This is a genomic window from Mycobacterium sp. P2_H7, assembly GCF_056403275.1.
Genome location: NZ_JBFUFU010000031.1, coordinates 1 through 22217 on the forward strand (window position 1 = coordinate 1; position 22217 = coordinate 22217).

Sequence of the window (22217 nt, forward strand, 5' to 3'; positions counted from 1 at the left end):
GGCGGCGCCGCCCGACGCTTCCAGAACGAAGTCGAWGTCGGCATGGTCGGCATCAACGTCCCCATCCCCGTCCCCATGGCCTACTACAGCTTCGGCGGCTGGAAAGCCTCCCTCTTCGGCGACAGCCACGCCCACGGCATGGAAGGCGTCAACTTCTTCACCCGGGCCAAGGCCATCACCAGCCGCTGGCTCGATCCGTCGCATGGCGGAATCAACCTCGGTTTCCCAGAGAACAAGTGAGAAAATCTCAAGATGACTGTCACTGAAGAGTCCACCGCGCTGCCCAACGGGCTGACCGTCGCGGATGCCCGCGCCGAGGCTGCCCGCGCTTACGAGCTGGACCGCAAGCACGTGTTCCACTCCTGGTCGGCTCAGGCCGAGATCAACCCGATGACCATCACCGCGTCACAGGGTTCCTATGTCTGGGACGGCGAGGGCAACCGCCTGCTCGACTTCTCCAGCCAGCTGGTGAACACGAACATCGGGCATCAGCACCCGAAGGTCGTCGCCGCCATCGCCGCCCAGGCCGCGAAACTCTGTACGGTCGCGCCGCAACACGCCAACGCGGCGCGCTCGGAGGCGGCCCGACTGATCGCCGAGCGGACCCCCGGGGAGCTCGACAAGATCTTCTTCACCAACGGCGGTGCCGACGCCGTCGAGCACGCGGTGCGGATGGCCCGGCTGCACACCGGCCGCTACAAGGTGCTCGCGCGCTACCGCGCCTACCACGGTGGCACCGAGACGGCGATCAACCTCACCGGCGACCCGCGGCGCTGGCCCAACGATCACGGCAACGCGGGCGTGGTGCACTTCAACGGGCCGTTCCTGTATCGCTCGTCGTTCCACGCCACCACCGAGGCCGAGGAATCGCAGCGCGCCCTGGCCTACCTGGAGCAGCTGATCGCGCTGGAGGGTCCGTCCACCATCGCCGCGATCATCCTGGAATCCATCCCGGGCACCGCGGGCATCATGATCCCGCCGCCCGGATACATCGCCGGGGTGCGCGAGATCTGTGACCGGCACGGCATCGTGTTCATCGCCGACGAGGTGATGTCCGGCTTCGGGCGCAGCGGAAAGTGGTTCTCCATCGACCATTTCGATGTGGTGCCGGATCTGCTGACCTTCGCCAAGGGCGTCAACTCCGGATACGTCCCGCTCGGTGGCGTGGCGATCAGCCCCGCCATCTACGAGACGTTCGCGCACCGCGCGTACCCGGGTGGCCTGACCTACTCCGGGCATCCGCTGGCCGCCGCCGCCGCCATCGCGACCATCAATGCGATGGCGGACGAGGGCATGGTGGAAAACGCCGCCCGGATCGGCGCCGAGGTCATCGCACCCGGCCTGGCCGAGCTGGCCGCCAAGCACCGCTGCGTCGGTGAGGTGCGGGGCGCCGGCGTGTTCTGGGCCGTCGAACTGGTCGCCGACCAGCAGACCCGCGAGCCGCTGGCGCCGTACGGCGGCTCCAGCCCCGCGATGAACTCGGTGATCGCGGCGTGCAAGGCCGGGGGCCTGCTGCCGTTCGCGAACTTCAACCGGATCCACGTCGTGCCGCCGTGCAACGTCACCGAGGACGAGGTGCGCACGGGCCTGGCGATCCTGGACTCCGCACTGGATGTCGCCGACGCCGCGCTGTAGTTCTGGCTCCAAACCGACGAAATGGCTGTGAATCTTCGTGATTCACAGCCATTTCGTCGTTTTCGAGCCGGCTACCGCAGCCGGTGCGCGTCCAGGTACGCACGTGCCCCGTCCGGAATGGGCGCGGGCGCATCGTCGACCAGGGTCACCAGCACGGTGTCGCACAGGCTGACGCAGCTCTGCTCGACGAACAACGCCGTGGACAGTACGTACGACGTGCGCCCGATCCGCCCGACGCCCAGACCGGTGGTGATGGCCGCCGGCCAGTGCGCCTCTGCGAGATAGTGCAACACGCTGCTGGCGACCACCACCCGGATCGAGCGGATGGCCTGCTGGTACACCCCGGGGAAGACCGACGTGTTGAACTCGGCGCGGGCGTTCTCGTGCAGCGACGCCAGCGCGAGGTTGTTCAGATGCCCGTTGGCGTCGACGTCGCCGAACCGGGCCAGCCCGGCGCCGATCACCGGGTAGGTGTCGCGAACAGAGCGCGCCGGATGCGGTCGCGCTACGGCAGTCACCAGGGCGTCATCGTGCGTCATCTCGGCGTCAGTACACCACGCCGTACGCTGGCGGACGTGCCCGACCTTCATCCCGGTATCGCCGTCCTGGCCCCTCTGCTCGGCACCTGGTCCGGACCCGGGGCGGGTGAATATCCCACCATCGAACCGTTCTCGTATCTGGAGACCGTGACGTTCGGCCACGTCGGCAAGCCGTTCCTGGCCTATGCGCAGCGCACCAAGGCCGCCGACGACGGCCGCCCCCTCCATGCCGAGACCGGGTACCTCCGCGTGCCCGAACCGGGGCGCGTGGAACTCGTGCTCGCTCATCCGACCGGCATCGTGGAGGTCCTCGAAGGCACGCTCACCTCCGAACCGCTGCGGCTGGACGTCACCGCGACGACGATCGGGCGGTCCGCATCGGCCAAAGAGGTGAGCGCACTGGCCCGTTCGTTCCGGTTGGACGGTGACGAACTCACCTACACGGTGCAGATGGGCGCGGTCGGCCTGCCCCTGCAGCACCATCTTTCGGCGACGTTGCGGAGGCAGTCATGACCGTGTCCGAGGGCCGCATCCGGGTGCCCGGCGATCTGGACGAGATCACCGACCGGGCCCCCGAAGACCATTCCGAGATCGATCCCCAAGCGGTGGAACGGATCTGGGAGAAGGCGCGGTACTGGTATCAGGCGGGGATGCAGCCCGCCATCCAGGTCTGTGTGCGCCATCGCGGGAAGGTGGTGCTCAACCGCGCCATCGGCCACGGCTGGGGCAACGGGCCCGCGGATCCTGTTGATGCAGAGAAGATTCCGGTGCGCACCGACACCCCGTTCTGCGTGTACTCCGCAGCAAAGGCGATCACCGTCACGGTCACCCACATGCTGGTCGAACGGGGCGCCTTCTCGCTGGAGGACCGGGTGTGCGACTACCTGCCCACCTACACCAGCCACGGCAAGGACCGCACCACCATCCGGCACGTCCTGACCCACAGCGCCGGGATCCCCTTCGCCACCGGACCGAAACCCGATCTGCGGCGCATGGACGACAGCGTGTACGCCCGCGAGATGCTGGGCAACATGAAACCCGTGTATCGGCCGGGCCTGGTGCACATCTACCACGGATTGACATGGGGTCCGCTGATGCGCGAGATCATCTCGGCGGCCACCGGACGCAGCATCCGTGACATCCTGCGTGACGAGATACTGGCCCCACTCGGTTTCCGGTGGACCAATTACGGTGTTGCGGCCGAAGATGTTTCGCTGGTGGCGCCCAGCCACGTGACGGGCAAGCCGCTGCCCGCACCGATCGCCAAGGCGTTCAAACTCGCGATCGGCGGTACCCCGCAGCAGATCATCCCGCTCTCGAACACCCCCGACTTCCTGACCGGCGTCGTCCCGTCGTCGAACACCGTCTCGACGGCCGACGAGTTGTCGCGGTTCGCCGAGATCCTGTGCCGCGGCGGCGAACTCGACGGGGTCCGCATCATGCGATCCGAGACTGTGCGTAATGCGGCCTATCCAGCGCGCCGGCTACGCCCCGATCTGGCGGTCGGTGGCGCCCCGATGCGGTGGGGCACCGGCTACATGCTCGGGTCGAAACGCTTCGGCCCCTTCGGGCGTGACGCTGCGCGGGCCTTCGGCCACACCGGACTGACCGACATCGCGGTGTGGGCCGATCCCGACCGGGCCATGTCGGTGGCGATCGTCAGCAGCGGTAAGCCCAGCGGGCACCCCGAGGCCAAACGCTATCCCGCACTGCTGGACAGCATCAACGCCGAGATCCCGGTCACGCCTTAGCGGCCGCCCGCACCAGAAGTCGCAGCAACACCTGGCCGACGACCGCGAGCGGAGCCTTCACCAGCGGGAACGACGCGGTCGAACCCACGGTGTAGTCGATCCGGGTCCCGGTGCCCGACGGCGTCAGCCGCACCTCACCGGTGTAGCCGGGAAAGGGCGTCCCCGACAGCGCCTTGTACCCGAACACGTGCGGCGCATCGAAGGTGACGACCTCCTCGACGATGTCCGGGCCCGGGCCTGGTGCCTTGATCCGCCGGACGGCGCCCAGCCCGTTGGCGTCGGGCGTGCCCGGTTTGCCCAGGCTGACGGACAGACCCGGCGCCCAGGTCTCCATCCCCACGTGATCGGTCAGAGTGGCCCACACCGTTTCGATCGGTGTGGGCACGGTCGCGCTCGAAGTGACATGCATGAACCACATCCTGCCCCACCGGTTGGTAGACCCGGCTACGTGACGTCGATCACGCTTACCTATGGTGACGAGATGAGCACCGTCGCTGATGCGGACCGGGTCGCCGACCTGGCCCACCGGGTCGTGGCCGACCACGATCCGACCCGCGTTCCTATTCCGGAGTACCTCACCGCCTGTTACGACGCCGGCCTGTCCTGGGTGCACTTCCCGGAGGGACTCGGCGGCCTGGGGGTTTCCCGTGGCTTGCAGGCCGTCGCCGACGGCATCCTGCAGGGTGCGGGCGGACCGATGCCGCTGGGCCTGAACCCGATGGGATACGGGATGGCCGCCCCGACCATCCGCGAGCACGCGCAGTCCGACGACCTCAAGCGGTCCTGGTTACGCCCACTGGCGTCCACCGACGACATCTGGTGCCAGCTGTTCTCCGAGCCCGGCGCCGGATCCGATCTGGCCGGCCTGGCCACCTCGGCCGTTCCCGACGGCGACGAATGGGTGGTCAACGGGCAGAAGGTATGGACATCGCTGGCGCACCGGGCCCGGTGGGGTCTGCTGCTGGCCCGGTCGAATCCCGATGTGGCCAAACACAAAGGGCTCACCTACTTCGTGCTGGACATGCACGGTCCGGGCGTCGAGACGCGGCCGCTGCGCCAGCTGACGGGCCAGGCCGAGTTCAACGAGGTGTACATCACCGACGCCCGGATCCCCGATGCGCACCGACTCGGTGACGTCGGCAACGGCTGGAACGTCGCGATGACGACGCTGATGAACGAACGCAGCGCGCTGGGCGGCAGCGGCAGCCGCCGCGGAGCGGGCACCATCTCCGAGGCCGTCGCACTGTGGGCGTCACGACCCGAACTGCGCACTCCGGTGCTGCGTGATCGGCTGACCCAGTTGTGGTTACGGTCGGAGGCCCAGCGCCTGACCGCACAACGTTCGCGGGCCCTCGCGACGGTGGGCGGCCCGGGCCCGGAGGGGTCGATCGGCAAGCTGGTGGGCGCCGAACTGAATCAGCACATCTACCAGTGGTGCATGGATCTCCTTGGTGCCGAAGGCATTCTGTATCACGGCTACGGATTGACCGTCGGTGAGAACGAAGACGACTGGCGCGGCCCCATCCAGCAGCGTTTCCTGCGCAGCAAGGCCAACACCATCGAGGGCGGCACGTCCGAGGTGATGCGCAACATCCTGGCCGAGCGGATCCTCGGCCTGCCCGGCGATCTGCGGGCCGATGCCGGTATGGCGTGGAAGGAGATTCCCCGTGGCTGAGAAGCTTGCGAATCAGCCCATCGAGGTGGCTGAATTCGAATTCTCCCCAGAGCAGGCCCAATTGCGTTCCGCGGTACGCAAATTCAGCACAGACCATTTCGGTGAGCAGCCCGCGCGCACCCTGATGGAATCCGAGCCGCGGTTCGACCGCAAGATTTGGCAGCGTCTGGGTTCCGAGCTGGGCGTGCTCGGCCTGCCGGTGCCCGAGTCCGACGGAGGCGCCGGCGGCACCCTGGTCGATCAGGCCATCGCCGTGGACGAGTTGGGCGCCGCGCTGGCCACCGGTCCCCTGTTCGGCACCGTCTACCTGGCCATCCCGGCCCTGGTCGCCGCCGAGCCGGGCGCGGCCCGCGACGAACTGCTCGCCGCGCTGGTCGAGGGCGCCCGCACGGCCGCGTTCGCCGTACCGGACCGGGCCGGCGCCTTCGACCCCGATGCCGTCACCGTGACCGGCACCGAGACGCTGACCGGCCGCATCGAACGGGTGGTGGACGGTGATGCCGATGAATTGCTCGTCGCGGCAACGGGTCCCGACGGTGTGGCGTTGTATGCCGTCGCCTCGGACGGTGTGCGCCGGGAGCAGCTGGTCACCCTCGACCTCACCCGGCCGCAGTCCACCATCACCCTCACCGAGGCGCCCGCCCGGCTGATCGCAGGCCCGGGCGAGGCGGCCCGCGTCATCACCCATGCGCTGCAGGCCGGGTCGGCGCTGCTGGCAGCCGAACAGATCGGTGCCGCCCAGCATCTGCTCGACCTGTCGGTGGAATACGCCAAGTCCCGGCTGCAGTTCGGCCGGCCCATCGGTTCCTTCCAGGCGGTGAAACACCGCCTCGCAGAAGGCATGGTCGACCTCGAACATGCACGTTCGGCGACCTATCACGCGGTGTGGGCCCTGACCGACGGTTCCGATGACCCGGCACTGGCCGTCAGCATTGCCCAGGCGTTGGCATCGGCGGCCTTCTCCCGCATCGCCACCGACACCATCCAGGTACACGGCGGCATCGGGTTCACCTGGGAGCACCAGGCACATCTGTACTTCAAGCGGGCCAGCACCGATGCTGCACTGCTCGGCAGCGCCGAGGCGCACCGCGACCGGGTGGCCGAGCTGGTGCTCGACACCGCGGTCGCGGGCAAGGCGCCCCTTGTGGCCGACGGCACCCCCGCCTAGCAGAGGCCACCGCCGGGCGCAAGGTCCGCAGGGAGGACAGCGATCGGCCCGATCCGGGCCGGTCGGCCGATTCCGGCTGCCCGGCAACGCCGAAGACTCGAAGGGTCCGATATCCGACCCCATCCTTCGGAGGAAACGTGCCGTCCCTGACGCGCAGGCGGCTGCTGCTCGGCCTCGCCGCGCTCCCACTCGCCTACCCGCTGGCCTGCTCGGCGCAGGCCCGCCCCACCCCATCGACGACCCGGCCACTACCGATCCCGCCGCTGGCCGAATCCACCATCGGCGCCGACGGCACCCGGCACTTCAGCCTGCGGGCCATGACCGGGGAGTCCGACATGGTGCGCGGGCTGCGGACACCCACCTGGGGTTTCAACGGCGCGGTCCTCGGCCCCACACTGCGGGCCCGGCGCGGTGAAGCGGTCGCGGTGACCGTCGAGAACCGACTCCCGGAGCCGACCACGGTGCACTGGCACGGGATGCACGTCCCGGCCCGCTGTGACGGTGGTCCGCACCAACCCATTCCACCCGGGGGTACCTGGAATCCTGCCTGGACCATCAACCAGCCCGCCGCGACGCTCTGGTATCACCCGCACCCACACGGCGCCACCGAGAAGCACGTCTATCGCGGACTCGCGGGTTTGTTCATCGTCGACGACGAAACCGGCGACCAGCTGCCCACCGACTACGGTGTCGACGACATCCCGCTGATCATCCAGGACCGCCGGTTCACCGCGGCCGGTGCGCTCGACGAATCCGACCCCTCCGACATCGGGCTGCTCGGCGACAGGATCGTCACCAATGGCATTGCGCAGGCGAATCTTCGGGTGACCACACAACGCGTGCGGTTCCGGGTGCTCAACGGGTCCAGTGGACGTCTGTACAACCTGGGCTTCGACGACGACCGCACCTTCCATGTGGTCGGGAGCGACGGCGGGCTACTGGCGCAACCCGTGGCGGTGAACCGCATCCAGCTGAGCCCGGGCGAACGCGTGGAGATCGTCGTCACCGTCCGGGCCGCCGAAACCATCCTGTTGCGGTCCTTCCCGATCGCGGACCGGGCCGGGCTGGCTGCCGACGAGGCGTCGCAGTTCGGCGTCGAGGACTCCTTCGACATCCTTCGCCTGGAGGCGGCAGACACGTTGCGGCCCAACGCTTCACTGCCGGCGACGCTGGCCGCGCTGCCGGCACTCCCGGCCGCGGCACACGCCGAGCGGTCATTCGACCTGCAGTGGTTCATGATCAACCGCAACCGGATGGACATGAACCGCATCGATTTCCGGGCCGAGGTGGACACCGATGAGATCTGGACCGTGCGCAACGTGGACAACTGGCCGCACAACTTCCACGTGCACGACACCCAGTTCCGGATCATCGACATCGACGGTGCCCCACCCCCGGCGGAGCTCGCCGGGTTCAAGGACACCGTGTACACGCCTCCGGGACAACAGTTCCGGCTCGCGCTACGGTTCGCCGACTACACCGACGCGACCTTCACCTACATGTATCACTGCCACCTCGCGATGCACGAGGATCAAGGGATGATGGGTCAGTTCCTGGTACTCGGCCCCGGGGAGCAGGCCGCGGCGGCCCACGATCACACCATGCGCTGATACCCGAAGACCGCCAGTTGCACGCGGTTCTGCGCCCCGAGTTTGCTCATCAGGTTCGCCACATGGGTTTTGACCGTCGTGATGCCCAGGTGCAGCCGATCGGCGATCTCCTGGTTCGACAGGCCCTCGACGACCAGCGGGAGCACGTCCTCTTCGCGGGCGGTCAGCGCCACCGCCGCTGAGCCGACGACCGGCCTGGCATCGACCGCGCGGGACACCAACCGCTGCAACAGGTGTGGCGACAGCGTGAAGTCACCGGTGGCGGTCCGGCGGATGGCCGCGACCAGGTCGGCAGGCGTGGTGTCCTTGACCAGGAATCCCGCTGCCCCCGCCGCGAGAGCGGGATACAGGTGGTCGTCGTCGTCAAAGGTGGTGATGATCAGGATCTTCGACTCGGGTCGAGCGGAGAGCACCTGCCGAGTGGCGGTGATGCCGTCCACCCCGGGCATCCGCAGATCCATCAGTATCAGGTCCGGCGCGAGTTCGGCGGACAGCCGGATGGTCTGGGCCCCGTCGGCCGCTTCACCGACGACCTCGATGCCGTCGGCGGATTCGCACAGCATCCGCAGGCCGGCCCGCACCAGGCGCTGGTCGTCGGCGATCAGGACTCGGGTAGCCACGCCCGCACCTCCCAGCGGGTTCCGTTGCCGCCCGCGGTGAATCGTCCGCCGGCCAGTTCGATGCGTTCCGCCATACCGATGATCCCGTGTCCTCCCCCCGCGCCCGGCGCCCCGGTGCTGGCGACTCTGATCTCCGTCTCGCCCTCGCGACAGTCGATCACCACGTCGACGGGCCCCGTCGGGTCGGCATGTTTCATCACGTTGGTCAGTGCCTCCTGCGTCACCCGCAGCACCGTCAGCCGGGCCAGCGCATCCAGTCCGGCGACGGCCTCATCGACGTCGGCGGTGACGGTGAAACCGGCCGCGCGGGTGCGTTGCACCGCGGCGTCGATCTCACTGGGCAGCGCGTCGGGTTCGACCATCGCCACACCATGCAGGGCCGGGTCGCGCAGTGCGGTCTGCCAGCGCCGGATGTCGGCAAGGGCGTCGGCCGCGGTGCGGTGCACATCGTCGAGCACCTCGGCCACCCGCGGATCCGCGTCGGTGAGGACATGCTCGGCGACACCGGTGCGCAGCACGATCGACGCCATGTGGTGCGCGACGAGGTCGTGCAGCTCACGCGCCATGGCGCCGCGCTCCTGCGCACGGGCATCCGATTCGGCTGCTGCCCTGCGGATCTCGGATTCGGCGCGCTGACCGCGCAGGTACAGTCCGAGTAGCAACGGCAGCCCGAACGCTGCCACGACGGTGGTGGCGTCGGCGGCCGTCCAGCGCGGCAGGTGCGCGTCGAGTTGGACGCCGAGGACCAGGGCCAGCAGCCAACAGGCGGCGGCCGCGCCGATCACCCGGTTCCGGTCAGTGCGGGCGGTCAGGTCGGCCAGTGCCACCGCGCCCAGATAGGGCACCAGACCGGACAGTCCCCACGCCGGCGCCGCGAACATCGGCACGGCCAACGCCGACAAGACCAGCGACACCACCACTGGCCGGTGCGCGCCGAATACGAACACCACCGCCGCGGCACACGCCAGCACCCAGTAACCGGCCGACACCCGGAATTCGCCCGGAAATGTGCTCGCCGCCAACAGCACCGGTGTCAGCAGCAGCGGCGCGCTCCGAATCAGCAGGGAGTGCACATGATCAGGCTATCGCGCCGGAGTCCTTCAGTTCCTCGATGCGGTCCCAGTCCAGCCCGATTTCCATCAGCACCAGTTCGGTGTGTTCGGACGCCTGCGGGGCGCGGGTGGTGTGCACCGGTTCGTGATTGAACTGCACCGGGCCGCGCACCACCTTGAAGGGCTTACCGTCCGAACCTTCGACCTCGACGATCATGTCGTTGGCGATCGCCTGCTCGTCGGTGCCCAGATCCACCAGGCTCTGGAAGGGTGCCCACTGACCCTTCATCGTCTTGAGGTGCTGGCGCCAGTACTCGAACGGCTTGCTGCGGATGGCCTCGGCGATGTATTCCACACCGGCTTCGGCATTCTCGATCAGCGGCATCACGTCGGAGAAACGCGGGTCGTCAGCCAACTCCGCCAGGCCGAGATGTTCGAAGGCGTCGCGGATGTACCCCGTCGGGCTGACGATGCACAGGTTGATGGTGCCGCCGTCCGAGGTCTGGTAGTTCGCCATGAACGGGTTGACCGACGCGGTGGCCCCGGGCATGAGCGAACGCATGGTCTCCCCGGTCTCCATGCCCTGGGTGACGCTGGCGCCGGCCGCCCACCACGCGGTGCTCAGCAGCGAGACGTCGATTTCCAGTGCCTCCCCGGTCCGTTCCCGGTGGAACAGGGCCGCCGAGATCCCGCCGGCGATGTTCATCCCGCCGATCGAGTCGCCGAACGCCGGGATCCCTTGGGGCAGCGCACCTCCGAGCTCTTCCGGGGTCAGGGCGTGCCCGACGCCGCTGCGGGTCCAGAAGGCGGTGCCGTCGAATCCACCGACCAACCGCTCGGGGCCCTTGTCGCCGTACGCGCTACCGCGGGCGTAGATGATGTTCGGGTTCGCCGCGCGAATGTGCTCGATGTCGAACTTGTTCTTCTGCCGTGCCTGCGGCATGTAGTTGGTGAGGAACACGTCGGCGGTCTTGGCCAGCTCGTAGAGCACCTCCTGGCCGCCGGGCGTGGAGACGTCGATGCCGACGCTGCGCTTGCCGCGGTTGGGGTGCTCGATCAGCGGGTGGCGGTCCGGGTCCAGCGCGAAGCCACCCATGTTGACGAACCCGCGCTGGGTGTCACCGCGGACGGGATGCTCGACCTTGATGACATCGGCGCCCCAGTCCGCGAGGATCGCCCCCGCGGCGGGCACGAAGGTGAACTGCGCGACCTCCAGGACGCGTACGCCCTGCATGACCTTGCTCATATCGGCGACCGTACCGTACTGGCGACGGTAGGGGTTCGGGGTCGTCGGTCAGCGCAGTTTCTCGCCGTACACCCGTTGCACGGCGAGCGTCATCAGCACGCGGCGGTCCGCCACCATCACCGTCCGGTATTCGTCCCAGTCGGGGTGTTCACCGGCCGCGGCGCGGTAATAGTCGACGAGCGCCTGCACCTCGGGGCTGTGCGGATCGGTGCCCGGGCCGGTCAGACTGACCGTGCCCTCGGCGGTGGCCCATGCCCAACCGTCGGCGCGCGTCACCTCCAACGCCGCGCGCGGATCCCGGCGCAGGTTGGCGGTCTTGGCGCGGCCCTCGGTCATCGAGACGTGGATGACGTCGGCGTCGCGGTCGTAGAACGGCGTCACCGGTGACAGCTGCGGGAGGCCGTCGGCTTTGATGGTGGCCAGCACGCCGATGCGGGCGTCGGCCAGGAGTGATCGCGGGTCGAACGCGGAGGAGGTCATACCTGTGCGCAACCGAGCACCGCGAGCGTCGTATTCCGGCGCGCACGTTCGACCAGGCCGGCGCGGTCGATCTTGCCGTTGGGATTGAGCGGGATGTGGTCGAGCTCCACGATCTCGTCCGGCAACATCAGCGGATGCAGCCGGTCGCGCAGATGCGCCTCGATGGCCCCGATGTCGAGCCGTCCGGTGCCCGCCGCCGCGGCAAAGGCGACAAGACTCCCCCGATCGCCGACGCCGGGGATGAAGACGACGATGGCTTCGGCCACCTCGCAGACCTCGTGCACGATCGCCTCGATCTCAGCGGGTTCGATCCGCAGCGCGTTGATCTTGATCTGCGCGTCGCGCCTGCCCAACCACACCAGGGTGCCGTCCGCCCGCTCGCGGACCAGATCACCCGTGCGGTAACGCCTGCCTGCCCCGTCGGGCACGAAGCACTCCGCCGTCTTGGCCGGTAGCCCCTGGTAGCCCCGAGCCAGCCCAACCCCACCGAGGTACAGCTCGCCGACGTGCGCCGGTGCGCCGTCGTCGTCGACCACCTGGGCGGTGATGCCCCGCAGCGGGGTGCCGCTGGGAACCAACGGTTCACCGCTGAGGTCGTCGGTGGCGGCCGTCAGGTACACCAGCGAGGTCACCGTCGCCTCGGTCACCCCGTAAGCCGCCACCCACCAGACGTTCTCGCTGCCGGGCAGCGCCTTCCACTCGTCGAGCTTCCGGTGTAGATCGTGTCGCTGCCCACGATCAGCAGCCGTAGCCGGGGGCGAAAGGCTGGCGGCCGCTACGGATCCCGGACGCCGCGATAGATGCCGCGGCGAACAATCCAGGGTTGCAGCACGCGCTCGATGGACCAGGCGGGAAAACGGAATGCGCGCCCCGTCGGGGCGAACACCTCCAAACCGTCGCGCTGCACGCCCAGCACCGAGCCCCACCGGGCCGACGGTGCGCGGTAGTCCCGCATCCGGCCACCGTCGAGGTGAGCGGTGACATTGCGGGCGACGAGCCCGTCGGCGCGACTGCGCGCCGACGCCCGCAAGGGGTCGCTGGCGGCGACGTCACCCACCGCGAACACCTCCGGGTGGCCGGGAGTCTGCAATTGCGGTGTCACGCGGACGAATCCATGCTCGTCGAGCAGATCCGCGGGCAACCACGCGGTATTGGGTCGGACCTTGCCGATGGCCCACAGCACGGCATCCGGCGTGGCGGGAGACTGCCCCGTCGACCAGCGCACCGGATCAGTGGTGATGCTGTCGCACCCGAATCCCACCGGAACCACCGCGCGATGGCCGGGGTTCAGCGCCACCCCGGCACCCCGCAGCCGCGCCTCGATCCGGTGCCACACCCGCCAATGATGCTGCGGCAGAGCATGTTCACCGGGGTAGTACAGTGCCACCTCGGCATCGGGCAGCACCGCCGCCAGGTTCGCCGCGGCGCTGACGGCCGCAGCACCCCCGCCGATGATCGCAATCGACGCCGCGCCGGCCAGCCGATCATGGACCGACTGCAGTTCGTGCTCGATCTGCTCGGCGGTCTGCCACCCCGGTTGGCGCCAGAAGCCGTTGGTCACACCCGTCGAGATGACCAGTGCGTCATAGGGTTCGTCCCGCGCCTCCCCATCGACGTCCACGCTGACGGTCCGGCGCGCCAGGTCCACGCCGGCCAGCACGCCGTGCACCGTGCGGACCCGGTCCAGGCCGCGGAACCGGTCGAACCCGGTCCAGTAGTCACGCGCCCAGTCGTCGGGACGGGCGACGCGCACCCCGAGTTCCTGGCCGCTGATCAGTCCCGGCTTCGCGGAGATGCCGACCACGTCGAAACGGCGCGCCAGTTTGATGGCGGTCAGCACCCCGGTGTCGCCGAGGCCGGCGATCACGACACGTCGGCGATTCATCACCGCACGCTAACCGCTCCAGGAACCGAAGCCGACCCCAATCAGGCATTGACGGCCGGCGCCGGTCGTCGTAGCTTCAAAAGCACGGATCTACTACAGGGGGTAGGAGATGTTCCGTTTCAGTAATTGGAGCTTCGCCCAGTGGGGGCTGCTCGTCATCTCGGTGTTCCATCTGGTGCAGGCGGTCATCGGGTTCATCGCCGAACCGAGTTTCGCCACCGGCCCCGGCACTCCCACCGTGCAGATCCTCGGGATGGACTACAACGGCTGGCACGCGGTCGCCGGCCTGGCCTTGTTCGGACCCGGCCTGGTGTTCTGCCAACGCAAGTCGTGGGCGGTGCTGTACCTGCTGGTCGCGGCGGTGGCCGGCGGGCTTCCCGGCATCTGGGCCCTGTTCTCCCATCAGGTGGCCTACGTGTTCACCTTTCCCAACAACATCACCGACGCCGTCGTGCACTTCGTCACCGCGGCGGTGATGGCCGGGGTTGCAGGCATCCAGATCTGGCGCGACGGCGGCCTGCGCCGGTCACTGGCCGACCTTCGCGCCGGGTGACAGTTATTGGACATCTTGTAACGCGCCTCTTAGCGTGAGGCGGTGACCGACGCCTATTACGAATTGATCGACGGCACCGATCCGATCGGTGAGCGGTTCACCGCATCCGATCACGTGATCAGCACCTGGGGTGCGGAGATGCAGAACGCGGCGCCGGTGTCGGCGCTGCTGGTACGCGCGTTGGAGCGCTGCGCTCCCCGCGCCGATGCCCGGCTCAGCAGGGTGGTGGTCGATCTGCTCGGACCGGTCCCGGTGGCCGGACCGCTATGGCTGCGCGCCGAGGTGAAGCGTCCCGGCACCAAGATCGAACTGCTGGCGGCCGAGATGCTGGCGATCGGCCCGGGCGGAAGGCCGCGCCCGGTGGCCGAGGCGCGCGCCTGGCGATTCCAGGAGCACGACACATCCGGGCTGGTGTTCACCCCCAGTCCTCCGCTGCCGCCGCGGGCGTCCACCTACCCCCGTCCGGTCAATCCGGATCTGGGCCAGACCTACATCGACACCTTGGACTGGCATTGGGTCAACGACGTTCTCAACAGCGTCCCCGCCGAATGTTGGGTGCGGCCGAAGGTGGACCTGGTCAAGGGTGAACGAGCCACCCCGCTGCAGCGGCTGTTCTGCGTCGCCGACATCGCCAACGGCATGGGATCCCGGATGGATCTGACCAAGTGGACCTTCCTCAACACCGACCTGACGGTGCACATCCACCGGGTGCCAGCCGGTGAATGGTTCGGGATCCGCGCCGAAACCAGTTATGGGGCGGACGGTGTCGGCACCTCGGTCGGCACGCTGTTCGACGAATCCGGCCCGATCGCCGCGATTCAACAGGCCCAGCTGGTGCGGCCGCGGACCGGCTAACCGACCGCCTCGATCGCCTTGTAGATCCGCTGTTCGCTGACCGGCCGGGGTGTGCCGAGCTGTTGCGCCCAGAGACTCACCCGCAGCTCCTCGATCTGCCAGGCGACGTCCCGGACGTCCGCGGCGCGGGCACGGGTCGGCGAAATGGCCTGCACCAAGGCGTCATACGCGTCTTCCACGGCGTGCACGCGGACCATCCGCTCCGCATCGGCCGCCGGCGCGTGCGGCAGCCGCTCGAGACGGCGGCCGATCGCGGTGACGTACCGAATCAGGTCGGAAAGCCGGCCTGCACCGGCGTTGGCCACAAAACCCTTGGGCAGCAACCGATCCAGCTGTGCCCTGATATCGGCGATTGCTGCCGCCTGCGCGGGCCCGGGCTTGTCCGGCAGTGCCACCTGGACGTCGTGGAACGCCGCCAGCACCTTCTCGACGCGGTTCATGATGCCCCGGGTCATGGCACCCAACTCCTGCGCCACGGTGGTTTTCAGCGCGGCGAACTCAGCGGCCGTCCACACCGGTTTGCGCGCCAGCGCATCCACCGCGGCGTCGGTGCAATCGTCCAGCAGCGCCGCCAGGGTGCCGTCCGGATTCGCGTTGAGCGACAACCGGGTCCGGGTATCGAGGCCGCGTTCGATCGCCTTCACCGGCGAGGGCACACTCAGGCGCAACAGCCTGCGGATCCCCGGGCCCATCGACGCCTGCTGCTCGGCGGCCGAGGCGAACACCTGCACATCGACCGTCGCGCCACGGTCGACGAAGGCCGGGTAGCCGCGCACCGTGTGCCCGCCCGTGACGCGTTCCACGGTGCGGGGCAGTTCGTCGAGATCGGCTGGCCAGGCCGTCAGACCGGTTCGGTTCAGGTCACCCGCGACGGCGGCCGTCACCGCACGCTGAATCGGTGCAGCCAGGTTTTCCTGAAGTGCGCCAAGGTCTTTACTCCTGGCCACCTCTTGCCCACCGTCGCCTTCGACGGCGAAGGTCACCCGCAGGTGCGCAGGCACCTTGCTCAGATCGAAGGCGTCGATCGGCACCAGGATGCCACTGACCCGACGCAGTTCTCGCTGGAGTGCATCCAGCACCGATCCCGTTCCGGGGTTCAGGGTGGGCAGCACCGCGCGGGCGGTGTCCGGCGCGGGCACGAAGTTACGGCGCAGATCCTTGGGCAGCGACTTGATCAGAGTGGTGATCAGCTCTTCCCGCAATGCCGGTACCTGCCAGGCGAATCCGTCGCCACCCAACCGGGCCAGCACCTGCACCGGGACGTGTACGGTCACGCCGTCGTCGGCCGCGCCGGGTTCGAAACGGTAGGTCAACGGCAGCTCGAGATCATCGGTGCGCCACGCGTCCGGATGATCCGCGGAGTCGTCCACCCGCAACAGTTCCTCGCGGGTGAACGTGAGCAGATCGGGCGTGAGGTGGCGCTGCTTCTTCCACCAGGCGTCGAAATGCCGGGCCGACACGGCCGTTTCGGGCACCCGGGCGTCGTACAGCGCGTCGATCTCGTCGTCGGTGATCAACAGGTCACGCCTGCGGGAGCGTTCTTCCATCTCCGCCAGCTCGGCGCGCAGGGCGGCGTTGTCGCGGAAGAAGTGATGCCGGGTTTGCCAGTCGCCTTCGACCAGGGCATGCCGGATGAACAGCTCCCGTGCGACGACGGGATCGACGGTGCCGTAACCGATCCGCCGCCGCGGAACCAGTGGCAACCCGTAGAGCGTGACCCGTTCGTAGGCCATCACTTCGCCACGTGTGGCGTCCCAGTGCGGCTCACTGTAGGTGCGCGCGACCAGATGTGCGCCCACACGTTCCAGTGTGTCCGGGTCGATCCGGGCCGCGGTTCGCCCGAACAGCCGGCTGGTCTCGACCAGGTCGGCGACGACGATCCAGCGGGGCGGCTTCTTGGTCAGCACTGATCCCGGCGCCAGCACGAACTTGGAATTGCGAGCGCCCTGGAAGTCTCGGGAGTCGCGGCCCTTGGTTTCCTCACGCAACCCGATGTGGGACAACAGCCCGGCGGCCAGCGCGGCGTGGATACTCGCCGGGTCGGCCGCCTCGTCGCGCTCCTGGATACCGATGTCGCGGGCGATGCTGCGCAACTGGCCCGCCAGATCCTGCCACTCCCTGATCCGCAGATAGTGCAGGAACTCCTCCCGGCACATCCGGCGGAAAGCGCTGCCGGAACGTTCCTTTCGTTGTTCGCGAAGGTAGTTCCACAGGTTGAGGTAGGACACGAAGTCGGAATGCTCGTCGGCGAACCGGGCGTGCTTCTGCCGGGCCGCCTCTTCCCGGTCGGCGGGACGTTCCCGGGGGTCCGGGATGGACAGCGCCGCCGCGAGCACCAGCACCTCGCGCACGCACCCCTCCGCGTCGGCGGCCAGGATCATCCGGCCGACCCGCGGATCCAGCGGTAACCGCGCCAGCCGCCGCCCGACGTCGGTGAGTTCCCCTTGTCCGTCGAACGCGCCGAGTTCCTGCAGCAGGCCGACACCGTCGCGGATGCTGCGCGCGTCCGGCGGATCCAGGAACGGGAACTGTTCGATGTCACCGAGATCGAGGGCGGCCATCTGGAGGATGACCGCGGCCAGGTTGGTGCGCAGGATCTCCGGATCGGTGTAGCGGGGCCGGGCGTCGAAATCCTGCTCCGAATACAGCCGGATGCACACACCCGGCGCGGTGCGGCCCGACCGGCCGGCCCGCTGGTCGGCCGAGGCCTGCGAGATCGGCTCGATGGGCAGCCGCTGGACCTTGGTGCGCCGGCTGTAGCGCGAGATGCGGGCGGTACCCGGGTCGACGACGTACCGGATCCCGGGAACGGTCAGCGAGGTCTCGGCGACGTTGGTGGCCAACACGATCCGCCGGCCGCTGTCCTTGGGCGTGAAAACCTTCTGCTGGTCGGCGGTCGGCAGCCGGGCGTAGAGCGGCAGCACCTCGGTGCCGGGATGCACCACGCGACTCAACGCTTCGGCGGTGTCCCGGATCTCGCGCTCGCCGGACAGGAACACCAGCACGTCGCCGGGGGGTTCGGCGGCCAGTTCGTGCACCGCGTCGACGATCGCCTCGGTGGGATCGCGTAGCTCGGTGCGGACGATCTCATGGTCGGGATCGTCCGGATCATCGGAAACATCCGCTGCGACAGCCACTTCCAGTGGCCGGTAGCGGATCTCGACCGGGTAGGTACGTCCTGACACCTCGACGATCGGGGCATCGGAGAAATGTTTGGAGAATCGGCCCGGGTCGATGGTTGCCGAGGTGACGATCACCTTCAAATCCGGCCTGCGGGGCAGCAATTCGCGAAGGTAGCCGAGCAGGAAGTCGATGTTGAGGCTGCGTTCGTGCGCCTCGTCGATGATGATCGTGTCGTAACGCAGCAACCGCCGGTCTCGTTGGATCTCGGCGAGCAGAATGCCGTCGGTCATCAGTTTGACCAGGGTCGAATCATCGGCCTGGTCGGTGAACCGGACGGTGTAGCCGACGGCGCCGCCCAGCGGGACGTGCAGTTCGTCGGCGATGCGCTGGGCCACGGTGCGGGCCGCCAGCCGCCGAGGCTGCGTATGCCCGATGGTGCCGCGGATCCCGCGCCCGAGTTCCAGACAGATCTTGGGCAGCTGGGTCGTCTTGCCCGATCCCGTCGCTCCCGCCACCACGACCACCTGGTTCGCACCGATGACGTGGGCCAGCTCGTCGCGGTGCTGGCTGACCGGCAGGTCCGGATAGCTGATGGTCGGGACGGCCGCCCGCCGGGTGGCGATGAGCCCCTCCGCGGCGGCGAACTGCGCGACCAGGTTCTCCGGCGGTGCCCCGCGCAGATTTTTCAGCCGCCGGCCCAGCCGGGCCGCGTCGCGGAACGTCAGGTCATCGAGGCGTGCGCGCAGCTCGGCGACGGACGATTCGGACACTCGATCAAGGATAGGGCCCGCCGACCGTTGACCCGGCACAGCGCCCGGGTGCAGGCTCGAGGGATCGACCCGACGGGAGCCCGCGATGAGCGATCGGTTGTTCGACTACTTCGGTGAGATGCTGCGAACCTGCCTGGACACCGACCTGGGCTCGTCACCGGTCATCGGTACCTCCGATTTCACGAGGTTCCTCACCGACGACGTGCGGCTGCACGTCCTGCAAGGGCGCCTCGCCGCCGCTGAATGGGGTGCGGGCGAGGCCCACCACCCCGTGCCCGTGACGGCGACCCACATCGTGATCACCGAGCACGGACTGCTGTACGCCGCCGCGGTCGCGGGGCCACATCCGCGCTACTACCTGGCGGCGCCGCGCGCGCTGCTGGACTCCGTCGCCGATCACGTCGCCGCCAACCCGCCACCGTCGGGCTCGGCCGCCGCGGTCGACTGCCGGCTGGATCACGATCTGTCATCCATCTGGCAGTTCGAGAGCGTGTTGCGGCACCGGCTCGACACCGACCCCGTGTTGCAGGTACAGCTCGCAGCGGCCTTCGCGGCCTGAGCGACAAGCCCCGCCTTCGCGGCCTGAGCGACAAGCCCCGCCTTCGCGGCCTGAGCGACGAGCCCCGCCTTCGCGGCCTGAAGGTCAGGCCGGGGACCAGTAGGCGAGCATCTCGGCGAACGTCTCGAACGCGGGCTTGGACACCCCGTAGGCGACCTCGAAGTGCACGCTGAGCGGGAACCCGAGATCGGCGACGCCGTCGATGACCCGTTTGTACAGATCGAGCATCAGCGCGCGCTTCTCGGCGGGCTCCAGCGGCGCCAGCTTGGTGACGAACTCCTGCTCGGCGGCCACCGCGGCATTCCCCGGGTCCTGGATGAGCCAGTTGATCAGCCCGACCTTGGATTCCATCTTGGGCACGAAGCCGAAGGAGAGCAGGATCTCCGGCCGGTGCGCGGTGGTCGCCGCGAAATCGGTCAGGAAGCCCACGATGGCATCGGAGTACAGCAGCTGCGTCATCCCGTAGGTGGCGCCCTGACCGCATTTGAAGGCGAAGCGGCCCTGCTCACCCTCGCGGGTCGGGATCAGGATGGCGCCGCGGTTGGGCACCAGGTTCTCGTAGATCGAGAGCGCGTCGGTGGGGGCGACGCCGCCGCCCTCGCCGTCCTTGAGGGTGCGCGGGACGCCGACGAAAGCGATGCCGTCGAATCCGGCACCGCTCAGGTGGGTGAGACGCTGCTCCAGCGCGTCGGATCCCAGGAACGAGGTCACCTGGGTGCACAGGCCGCGAACGCCCCGCAGCTCCGGCTGGATCAGCGACCAGTAGTCCAGGACGTCCATCTTGGGCTTCATCTCGACGGGCCGGTCGTCGTCCTCGTCGATCATGCCGGGGATCATGATGTGGCCGAAGCGGCCGGCCAAACCCGTGGCTTCCGCCAGCTCGAGCACCTTGTGCGCTTCGTCGACGGCGTACTGCGGGCCGCGTTCCACGTTCGGCGGCACGAGTTCCAAAGCGATGGTGTTCAGAGGTGTGGTCGCTGGCACGCTCATACCCTACGGATGTCATGAGACGGCGTGGTAAACCTCCCCCATGGCTGAACGGGTGACCTTTCCCAGTGCAACCGGACCGACGTTGGCCGGCGTGATCGACCTGCCCGCGGGCCCGGTCCGGGGGTGGGGCGTCTTCTCCCACGGGTTCACCCTCGGCAAGGACTCGCCCGCGGCTGCGCGGATCTGCAAGCAGCTGGCCGCCGACGGGATCGGGATGCTGCGATTCGACGCGCTGGGGCTGGGCGGCTCCGAGGGCGACTGGGGCGACGGGTCCTTCACCGTCAAGGTCGACGACGTCGTCGCGGCGTGCACGTTCATGGCTGAGCGCGGGACGCCCGCGGACATCCTCGCCGGCCACTCCTGGGGCGGGGCGGCGGTCCTCGCGGCGGCGCGCCGATGCCCCGGTGTGCGCGCCGTCGTCACCGTCGGCGCCCCGATCGATCCTTCGCACGTCGAGCACCAGTACGACGCCTGCCTCGAGCAGGTGTTCGCCGAGGGCAGCGGGCAGTGGATGGTCGGCGGCAAGACCCTGACCCTCAAGCGGGCATTCGTCGAGGACGTCCGGGTGGCCAAACTGCACGACAAGATCAAGACCCTGAAACTGCCTCTGCTGATTCTGCATTCGCCCACCGACAACACCGTCGGCATCAAGAACGCGAGTGACATCTTCCGCACCGCCCGGCACCCGCGCAGTTTCGTGTCCCTGGAGGGTTCCGAGCATCTGCTCACCGGTCCGGGTCAGGCGCACCGCGCCGGGCGCATCATCGGCGCGTGGGCGGACGCGTACCTCGGCGACTAGTTCGTCGCCCGGACTTGTCGGTGGCCTCTGCAAGGATGTTGTCATGTCCACCGCGACAGCGTCTTTGGCTCCCAAAGAGCGCCTTGAGGTGCTGTTCGGCGAGCTCTCCGAGTTGTGCGGGCAACGCAATGCGATCGACGGCCGCATCGTGGCGATCGTCGCCCAGTTGGAGCGTGAAGACCTGGCCGGTATGACCGGCGCCAAATCGGTACCGGCACTGGTGGCCTGGAAAACCGGTGTCTCCACCCGCAACGCCGAGACCATGGTCGCCATCGCCCGACGACTCGACGAGCTCCCCCGCTGCACCGACGGACTACGAGAAGGCCGGCTGTCACTGGATCAGGTCGGGGTCATCGCCGAACGCGGCGCCGACGGCTCCGACGAGCACTACGCCGAACTCGCCGAATCCGCAACCGTCACCCAACTGATCAAAGCCATCAACCTCGCCCCGAAACCCGAACAACCATCCCGCCCCGAACGGGGACCGGAATTCAGCAAGACCGTCGAAGACAACTACACCACCTACCGGATCCGGCTGCCCCGCATCGACGCCGCGAAATTCGACGCCGCACACCAATCCCACCGCGACAAACTGATCGCCGACCACGACAGCGAGAGTGAAACCCCGTTCCCCACCAATGTGGACGCGTTCATGAGCCTCGTCGACGCCGGCTGGGACGCCGACGTCGCCCGCCGCCCCCACRGCCAGCACACCACCGTCATCGTSCACGTCGACATCGACCAGCCCGCMGCMCTRCACCTGGGCCCCGTCCTGACCRACGAAGACCGCCRATACCTGCTCTGCGACGCCACCTGCGAAGTCTGGTTCCAACGCGACGGCCAACCCATCGGCGCCGGACGCGCCACCCGCACCATCAACCGCCGACTACGCCGCGCGCTGGAACAC

Annotated in this window: 22 protein-coding genes; 12 read left to right on the forward strand and 10 right to left on the reverse strand. The window is 68.5% G+C overall.

The window, feature by feature from the left end; translation table 11 throughout:
• Both AC1DY7_RS30620 and AC1DY7_RS30625 read left to right on the forward strand, forming a co-directional pair.
• Positions 1–240: aldehyde dehydrogenase family protein (locus tag AC1DY7_RS30620; RefSeq protein ID WP_477497522.1), on the forward strand; the 240-nt coding region annotated here is incomplete at its 5' end.
• A gap of 12 nt (positions 241–252) precedes the next feature.
• Positions 253–1635, forward strand: a complete 1383-nt coding sequence (locus AC1DY7_RS30625) for an aminotransferase class III-fold pyridoxal phosphate-dependent enzyme (RefSeq protein ID WP_477497523.1) — start codon at positions 253–255, stop codon at positions 1633–1635.
• A gap of 71 nt (positions 1636–1706) precedes the next feature.
• Here the strand turns inward: AC1DY7_RS30625 and AC1DY7_RS30630 are convergent, their stop codons facing one another.
• On the reverse strand, positions 1707–2174 hold the full coding sequence (locus AC1DY7_RS30630) for an acyl-CoA thioesterase (RefSeq protein ID WP_477497524.1): 468 nt from the start codon (positions 2172–2174) through the stop codon (positions 1707–1709).
• 36 nt (positions 2175–2210) lie between these two features.
• Here AC1DY7_RS30630 and AC1DY7_RS30635 point away from each other — a divergent pair, with 36 nt between their 5' ends.
• Both AC1DY7_RS30635 and lipE read left to right on the forward strand, forming a co-directional pair.
• On the forward strand, positions 2211–2687 hold the full coding sequence (locus tag AC1DY7_RS30635; protein WP_477497525.1) for a peroxynitrite isomerase: 477 nt from the start codon (positions 2211–2213) through the stop codon (positions 2685–2687).
• Positions 2684–3925: a lipase LipE gene (lipE, locus tag AC1DY7_RS30640; protein ID WP_477497526.1), complete on the forward strand. Its 1242-nt coding sequence runs from the start codon at positions 2684–2686 to the stop codon at positions 3923–3925. Before AC1DY7_RS30635 ends, lipE begins: the two co-directional genes overlap by 4 nt.
• On the opposite strand, the gene AC1DY7_RS30645 is transcribed toward lipE, so the two are convergent.
• Positions 3915–4334: an SRPBCC family protein gene (locus AC1DY7_RS30645; RefSeq protein WP_477497527.1), complete on the reverse strand. Its 420-nt coding sequence runs from the start codon at positions 4332–4334 to the stop codon at positions 3915–3917. The two genes, lipE and AC1DY7_RS30645, sit on opposite strands and share 11 nt — an antisense overlap.
• A 72-nt stretch (positions 4335–4406) precedes the next feature.
• Here AC1DY7_RS30645 and AC1DY7_RS30650 point away from each other — a divergent pair, with 72 nt between their 5' ends.
• From AC1DY7_RS30650 to AC1DY7_RS30660, 3 genes are all read left to right on the forward strand, one after another.
• Positions 4407–5600: an acyl-CoA dehydrogenase family protein gene (locus AC1DY7_RS30650; protein WP_477497528.1), complete on the forward strand. Its 1194-nt coding sequence runs from the start codon at positions 4407–4409 to the stop codon at positions 5598–5600.
• Entirely contained in the window at positions 5593–6768 is a 1176-nt protein-coding gene (locus tag AC1DY7_RS30655) for an acyl-CoA dehydrogenase family protein (RefSeq protein WP_477497529.1), read from the forward strand. Before AC1DY7_RS30650 ends, AC1DY7_RS30655 begins: the two co-directional genes overlap by 8 nt.
• 137 nt (positions 6769–6905) lie before the next feature.
• Positions 6906–8378 (forward strand): multicopper oxidase family protein, encoded by a 1473-nt coding sequence (locus tag AC1DY7_RS30660; protein WP_477497530.1) that lies wholly within the window; start codon positions 6906–6908, stop codon positions 8376–8378.
• Here AC1DY7_RS30660 and AC1DY7_RS30665 read toward each other — a convergent pair.
• The 6 genes from AC1DY7_RS30665 to AC1DY7_RS30690 form a co-directional block, all read right to left on the reverse strand.
• A complete protein-coding gene (locus AC1DY7_RS30665) occupies positions 8363–8941 on the reverse strand; it encodes a response regulator (protein ID WP_477497543.1) in 579 nt (192 codons plus the stop codon). The genes AC1DY7_RS30660 and AC1DY7_RS30665 overlap by 16 nt on opposite strands.
• A 38-nt stretch (positions 8942–8979) precedes the next feature.
• Positions 8980–10071, reverse strand: coding sequence for a sensor histidine kinase (locus AC1DY7_RS30670; protein ID WP_477497531.1), 1092 nt, complete (start codon positions 10069–10071; stop codon positions 8980–8982).
• 4 nt (positions 10072–10075) lie between these two features.
• The gene (locus AC1DY7_RS30675; protein WP_477497532.1) at positions 10076–11296 is read right to left on the reverse strand and encodes a CaiB/BaiF CoA transferase family protein; all 1221 of its coding nucleotides are present in this window, start codon (positions 11294–11296) and stop codon (positions 10076–10078) included.
• A 48-nt stretch (positions 11297–11344) separates the two neighbouring features.
• On the reverse strand, positions 11345–11776 hold the full coding sequence (locus tag AC1DY7_RS30680; protein ID WP_477497533.1) for a PPOX class F420-dependent oxidoreductase: 432 nt from the start codon (positions 11774–11776) through the stop codon (positions 11345–11347).
• Complete coding sequence (locus AC1DY7_RS30685) at positions 11773–12438, reverse strand: AMP-binding enzyme (RefSeq protein ID WP_477497534.1); 666 nt, start codon at positions 12436–12438, stop codon at positions 11773–11775. Before AC1DY7_RS30685 ends, AC1DY7_RS30680 begins: the two co-directional genes overlap by 4 nt.
• 113 nt (positions 12439–12551) lie before the next feature.
• The gene (locus tag AC1DY7_RS30690) at positions 12552–13661 is read right to left on the reverse strand and encodes an FAD-dependent oxidoreductase (RefSeq protein WP_477497535.1); all 1110 of its coding nucleotides are present in this window, start codon (positions 13659–13661) and stop codon (positions 12552–12554) included.
• 109 nt (positions 13662–13770) lie between these two features.
• On the opposite strand from AC1DY7_RS30690, the gene AC1DY7_RS30695 reads away from it, so the two are divergent.
• Positions 13771–14214 carry a DUF4383 domain-containing protein gene (locus AC1DY7_RS30695; protein ID WP_477497536.1) on the forward strand — a complete coding sequence of 148 codons (444 nt, stop codon included), beginning with the start codon at positions 13771–13773 and terminating at the stop codon, positions 14212–14214.
• A gap of 42 nt (positions 14215–14256) precedes the next feature.
• Complete coding sequence (locus AC1DY7_RS30700; RefSeq protein WP_477497537.1) at positions 14257–15069, forward strand: thioesterase family protein; 813 nt, start codon at positions 14257–14259, stop codon at positions 15067–15069.
• On the opposite strand, the gene hrpA is transcribed toward AC1DY7_RS30700, so the two are convergent.
• Complete coding sequence (hrpA, locus tag AC1DY7_RS30705) at positions 15066–18962, reverse strand: ATP-dependent RNA helicase HrpA (protein ID WP_477497538.1); 3897 nt, start codon at positions 18960–18962, stop codon at positions 15066–15068. The two genes, AC1DY7_RS30700 and hrpA, sit on opposite strands and share 4 nt — an antisense overlap.
• Positions 18963–19047: 85 nt before the next feature.
• On the opposite strand from hrpA, the gene AC1DY7_RS30710 reads away from it, so the two are divergent.
• Positions 19048–19521 carry a hypothetical protein gene (locus AC1DY7_RS30710; protein WP_477497539.1) on the forward strand — a complete coding sequence of 158 codons (474 nt, stop codon included), beginning with the start codon at positions 19048–19050 and terminating at the stop codon, positions 19519–19521.
• A gap of 84 nt (positions 19522–19605) precedes the next feature.
• Here AC1DY7_RS30710 and AC1DY7_RS30715 read toward each other — a convergent pair whose 3' ends face one another.
• Positions 19606–20505 carry a mycobacterial-type methylenetetrahydrofolate reductase gene (locus AC1DY7_RS30715; RefSeq protein ID WP_477497540.1) on the reverse strand — a complete coding sequence of 300 codons (900 nt, stop codon included), beginning with the start codon at positions 20503–20505 and terminating at the stop codon, positions 19606–19608.
• Between the two features lie 46 nt (positions 20506–20551).
• On the opposite strand from AC1DY7_RS30715, the gene AC1DY7_RS30720 reads away from it, so the two are divergent.
• Together AC1DY7_RS30720 and AC1DY7_RS30725 are read left to right on the forward strand one after the other, a co-directional pair.
• Positions 20552–21310 carry an alpha/beta hydrolase family protein gene (locus AC1DY7_RS30720; RefSeq protein ID WP_477497541.1) on the forward strand — a complete coding sequence of 253 codons (759 nt, stop codon included), beginning with the start codon at positions 20552–20554 and terminating at the stop codon, positions 21308–21310.
• Between the two features lie 43 nt (positions 21311–21353).
• Positions 21354–22217 (forward strand): DUF222 domain-containing protein (locus tag AC1DY7_RS30725; protein ID WP_477497542.1); only part of this gene is annotated, 864 nt, incomplete at its 3' end.

What these genes read in the sequence shown, in the direction of transcription:
- AC1DY7_RS30630 (WP_477497524.1), bottom strand. Translation starts at nt 2,174, where the DNA reads ATGACGCACGATGACGCCCTGGTGACTGCCGTAGCGCGACCGCATCCG.
- AC1DY7_RS30650 (WP_477497528.1), top strand. Translation starts at nt 4,407, where the DNA reads ATGAGCACCGTCGCTGATGCGGACCGGGTCGCCGACCTGGCCCACCGG.
- AC1DY7_RS30665 (WP_477497543.1), bottom strand. Translation starts at nt 8,941, where the DNA reads ATGCTGTGCGAATCCGCCGACGGCATCGAGGTCGTCGGTGAAGCGGCC.
- lipE (WP_477497526.1), top strand. Translation starts at nt 2,684, where the DNA reads ATGACCGTGTCCGAGGGCCGCATCCGGGTGCCCGGCGATCTGGACGAG.
- AC1DY7_RS30625 (WP_477497523.1), top strand. Translation starts at nt 253, where the DNA reads ATGACTGTCACTGAAGAGTCCACCGCGCTGCCCAACGGGCTGACCGTC.
- AC1DY7_RS30680 (WP_477497533.1), bottom strand. Translation starts at nt 11,776, where the DNA reads ATGACCTCCTCCGCGTTCGACCCGCGATCACTCCTGGCCGACGCCCGC.
- AC1DY7_RS30720 (WP_477497541.1), top strand. Translation starts at nt 20,552, where the DNA reads ATGGCTGAACGGGTGACCTTTCCCAGTGCAACCGGACCGACGTTGGCC.
- AC1DY7_RS30675 (WP_477497532.1), bottom strand. Translation starts at nt 11,296, where the DNA reads ATGAGCAAGGTCATGCAGGGCGTACGCGTCCTGGAGGTCGCGCAGTTC.
- AC1DY7_RS30710 (WP_477497539.1), top strand. Translation starts at nt 19,048, where the DNA reads ATGAGCGATCGGTTGTTCGACTACTTCGGTGAGATGCTGCGAACCTGC.
- AC1DY7_RS30645 (WP_477497527.1), bottom strand. Translation starts at nt 4,334, where the DNA reads ATGCATGTCACTTCGAGCGCGACCGTGCCCACACCGATCGAAACGGTG.
- AC1DY7_RS30695 (WP_477497536.1), top strand. Translation starts at nt 13,771, where the DNA reads ATGTTCCGTTTCAGTAATTGGAGCTTCGCCCAGTGGGGGCTGCTCGTC.
- AC1DY7_RS30690 (WP_477497535.1), bottom strand. Translation starts at nt 13,661, where the DNA reads ATGAATCGCCGACGTGTCGTGATCGCCGGCCTCGGCGACACCGGGGTG.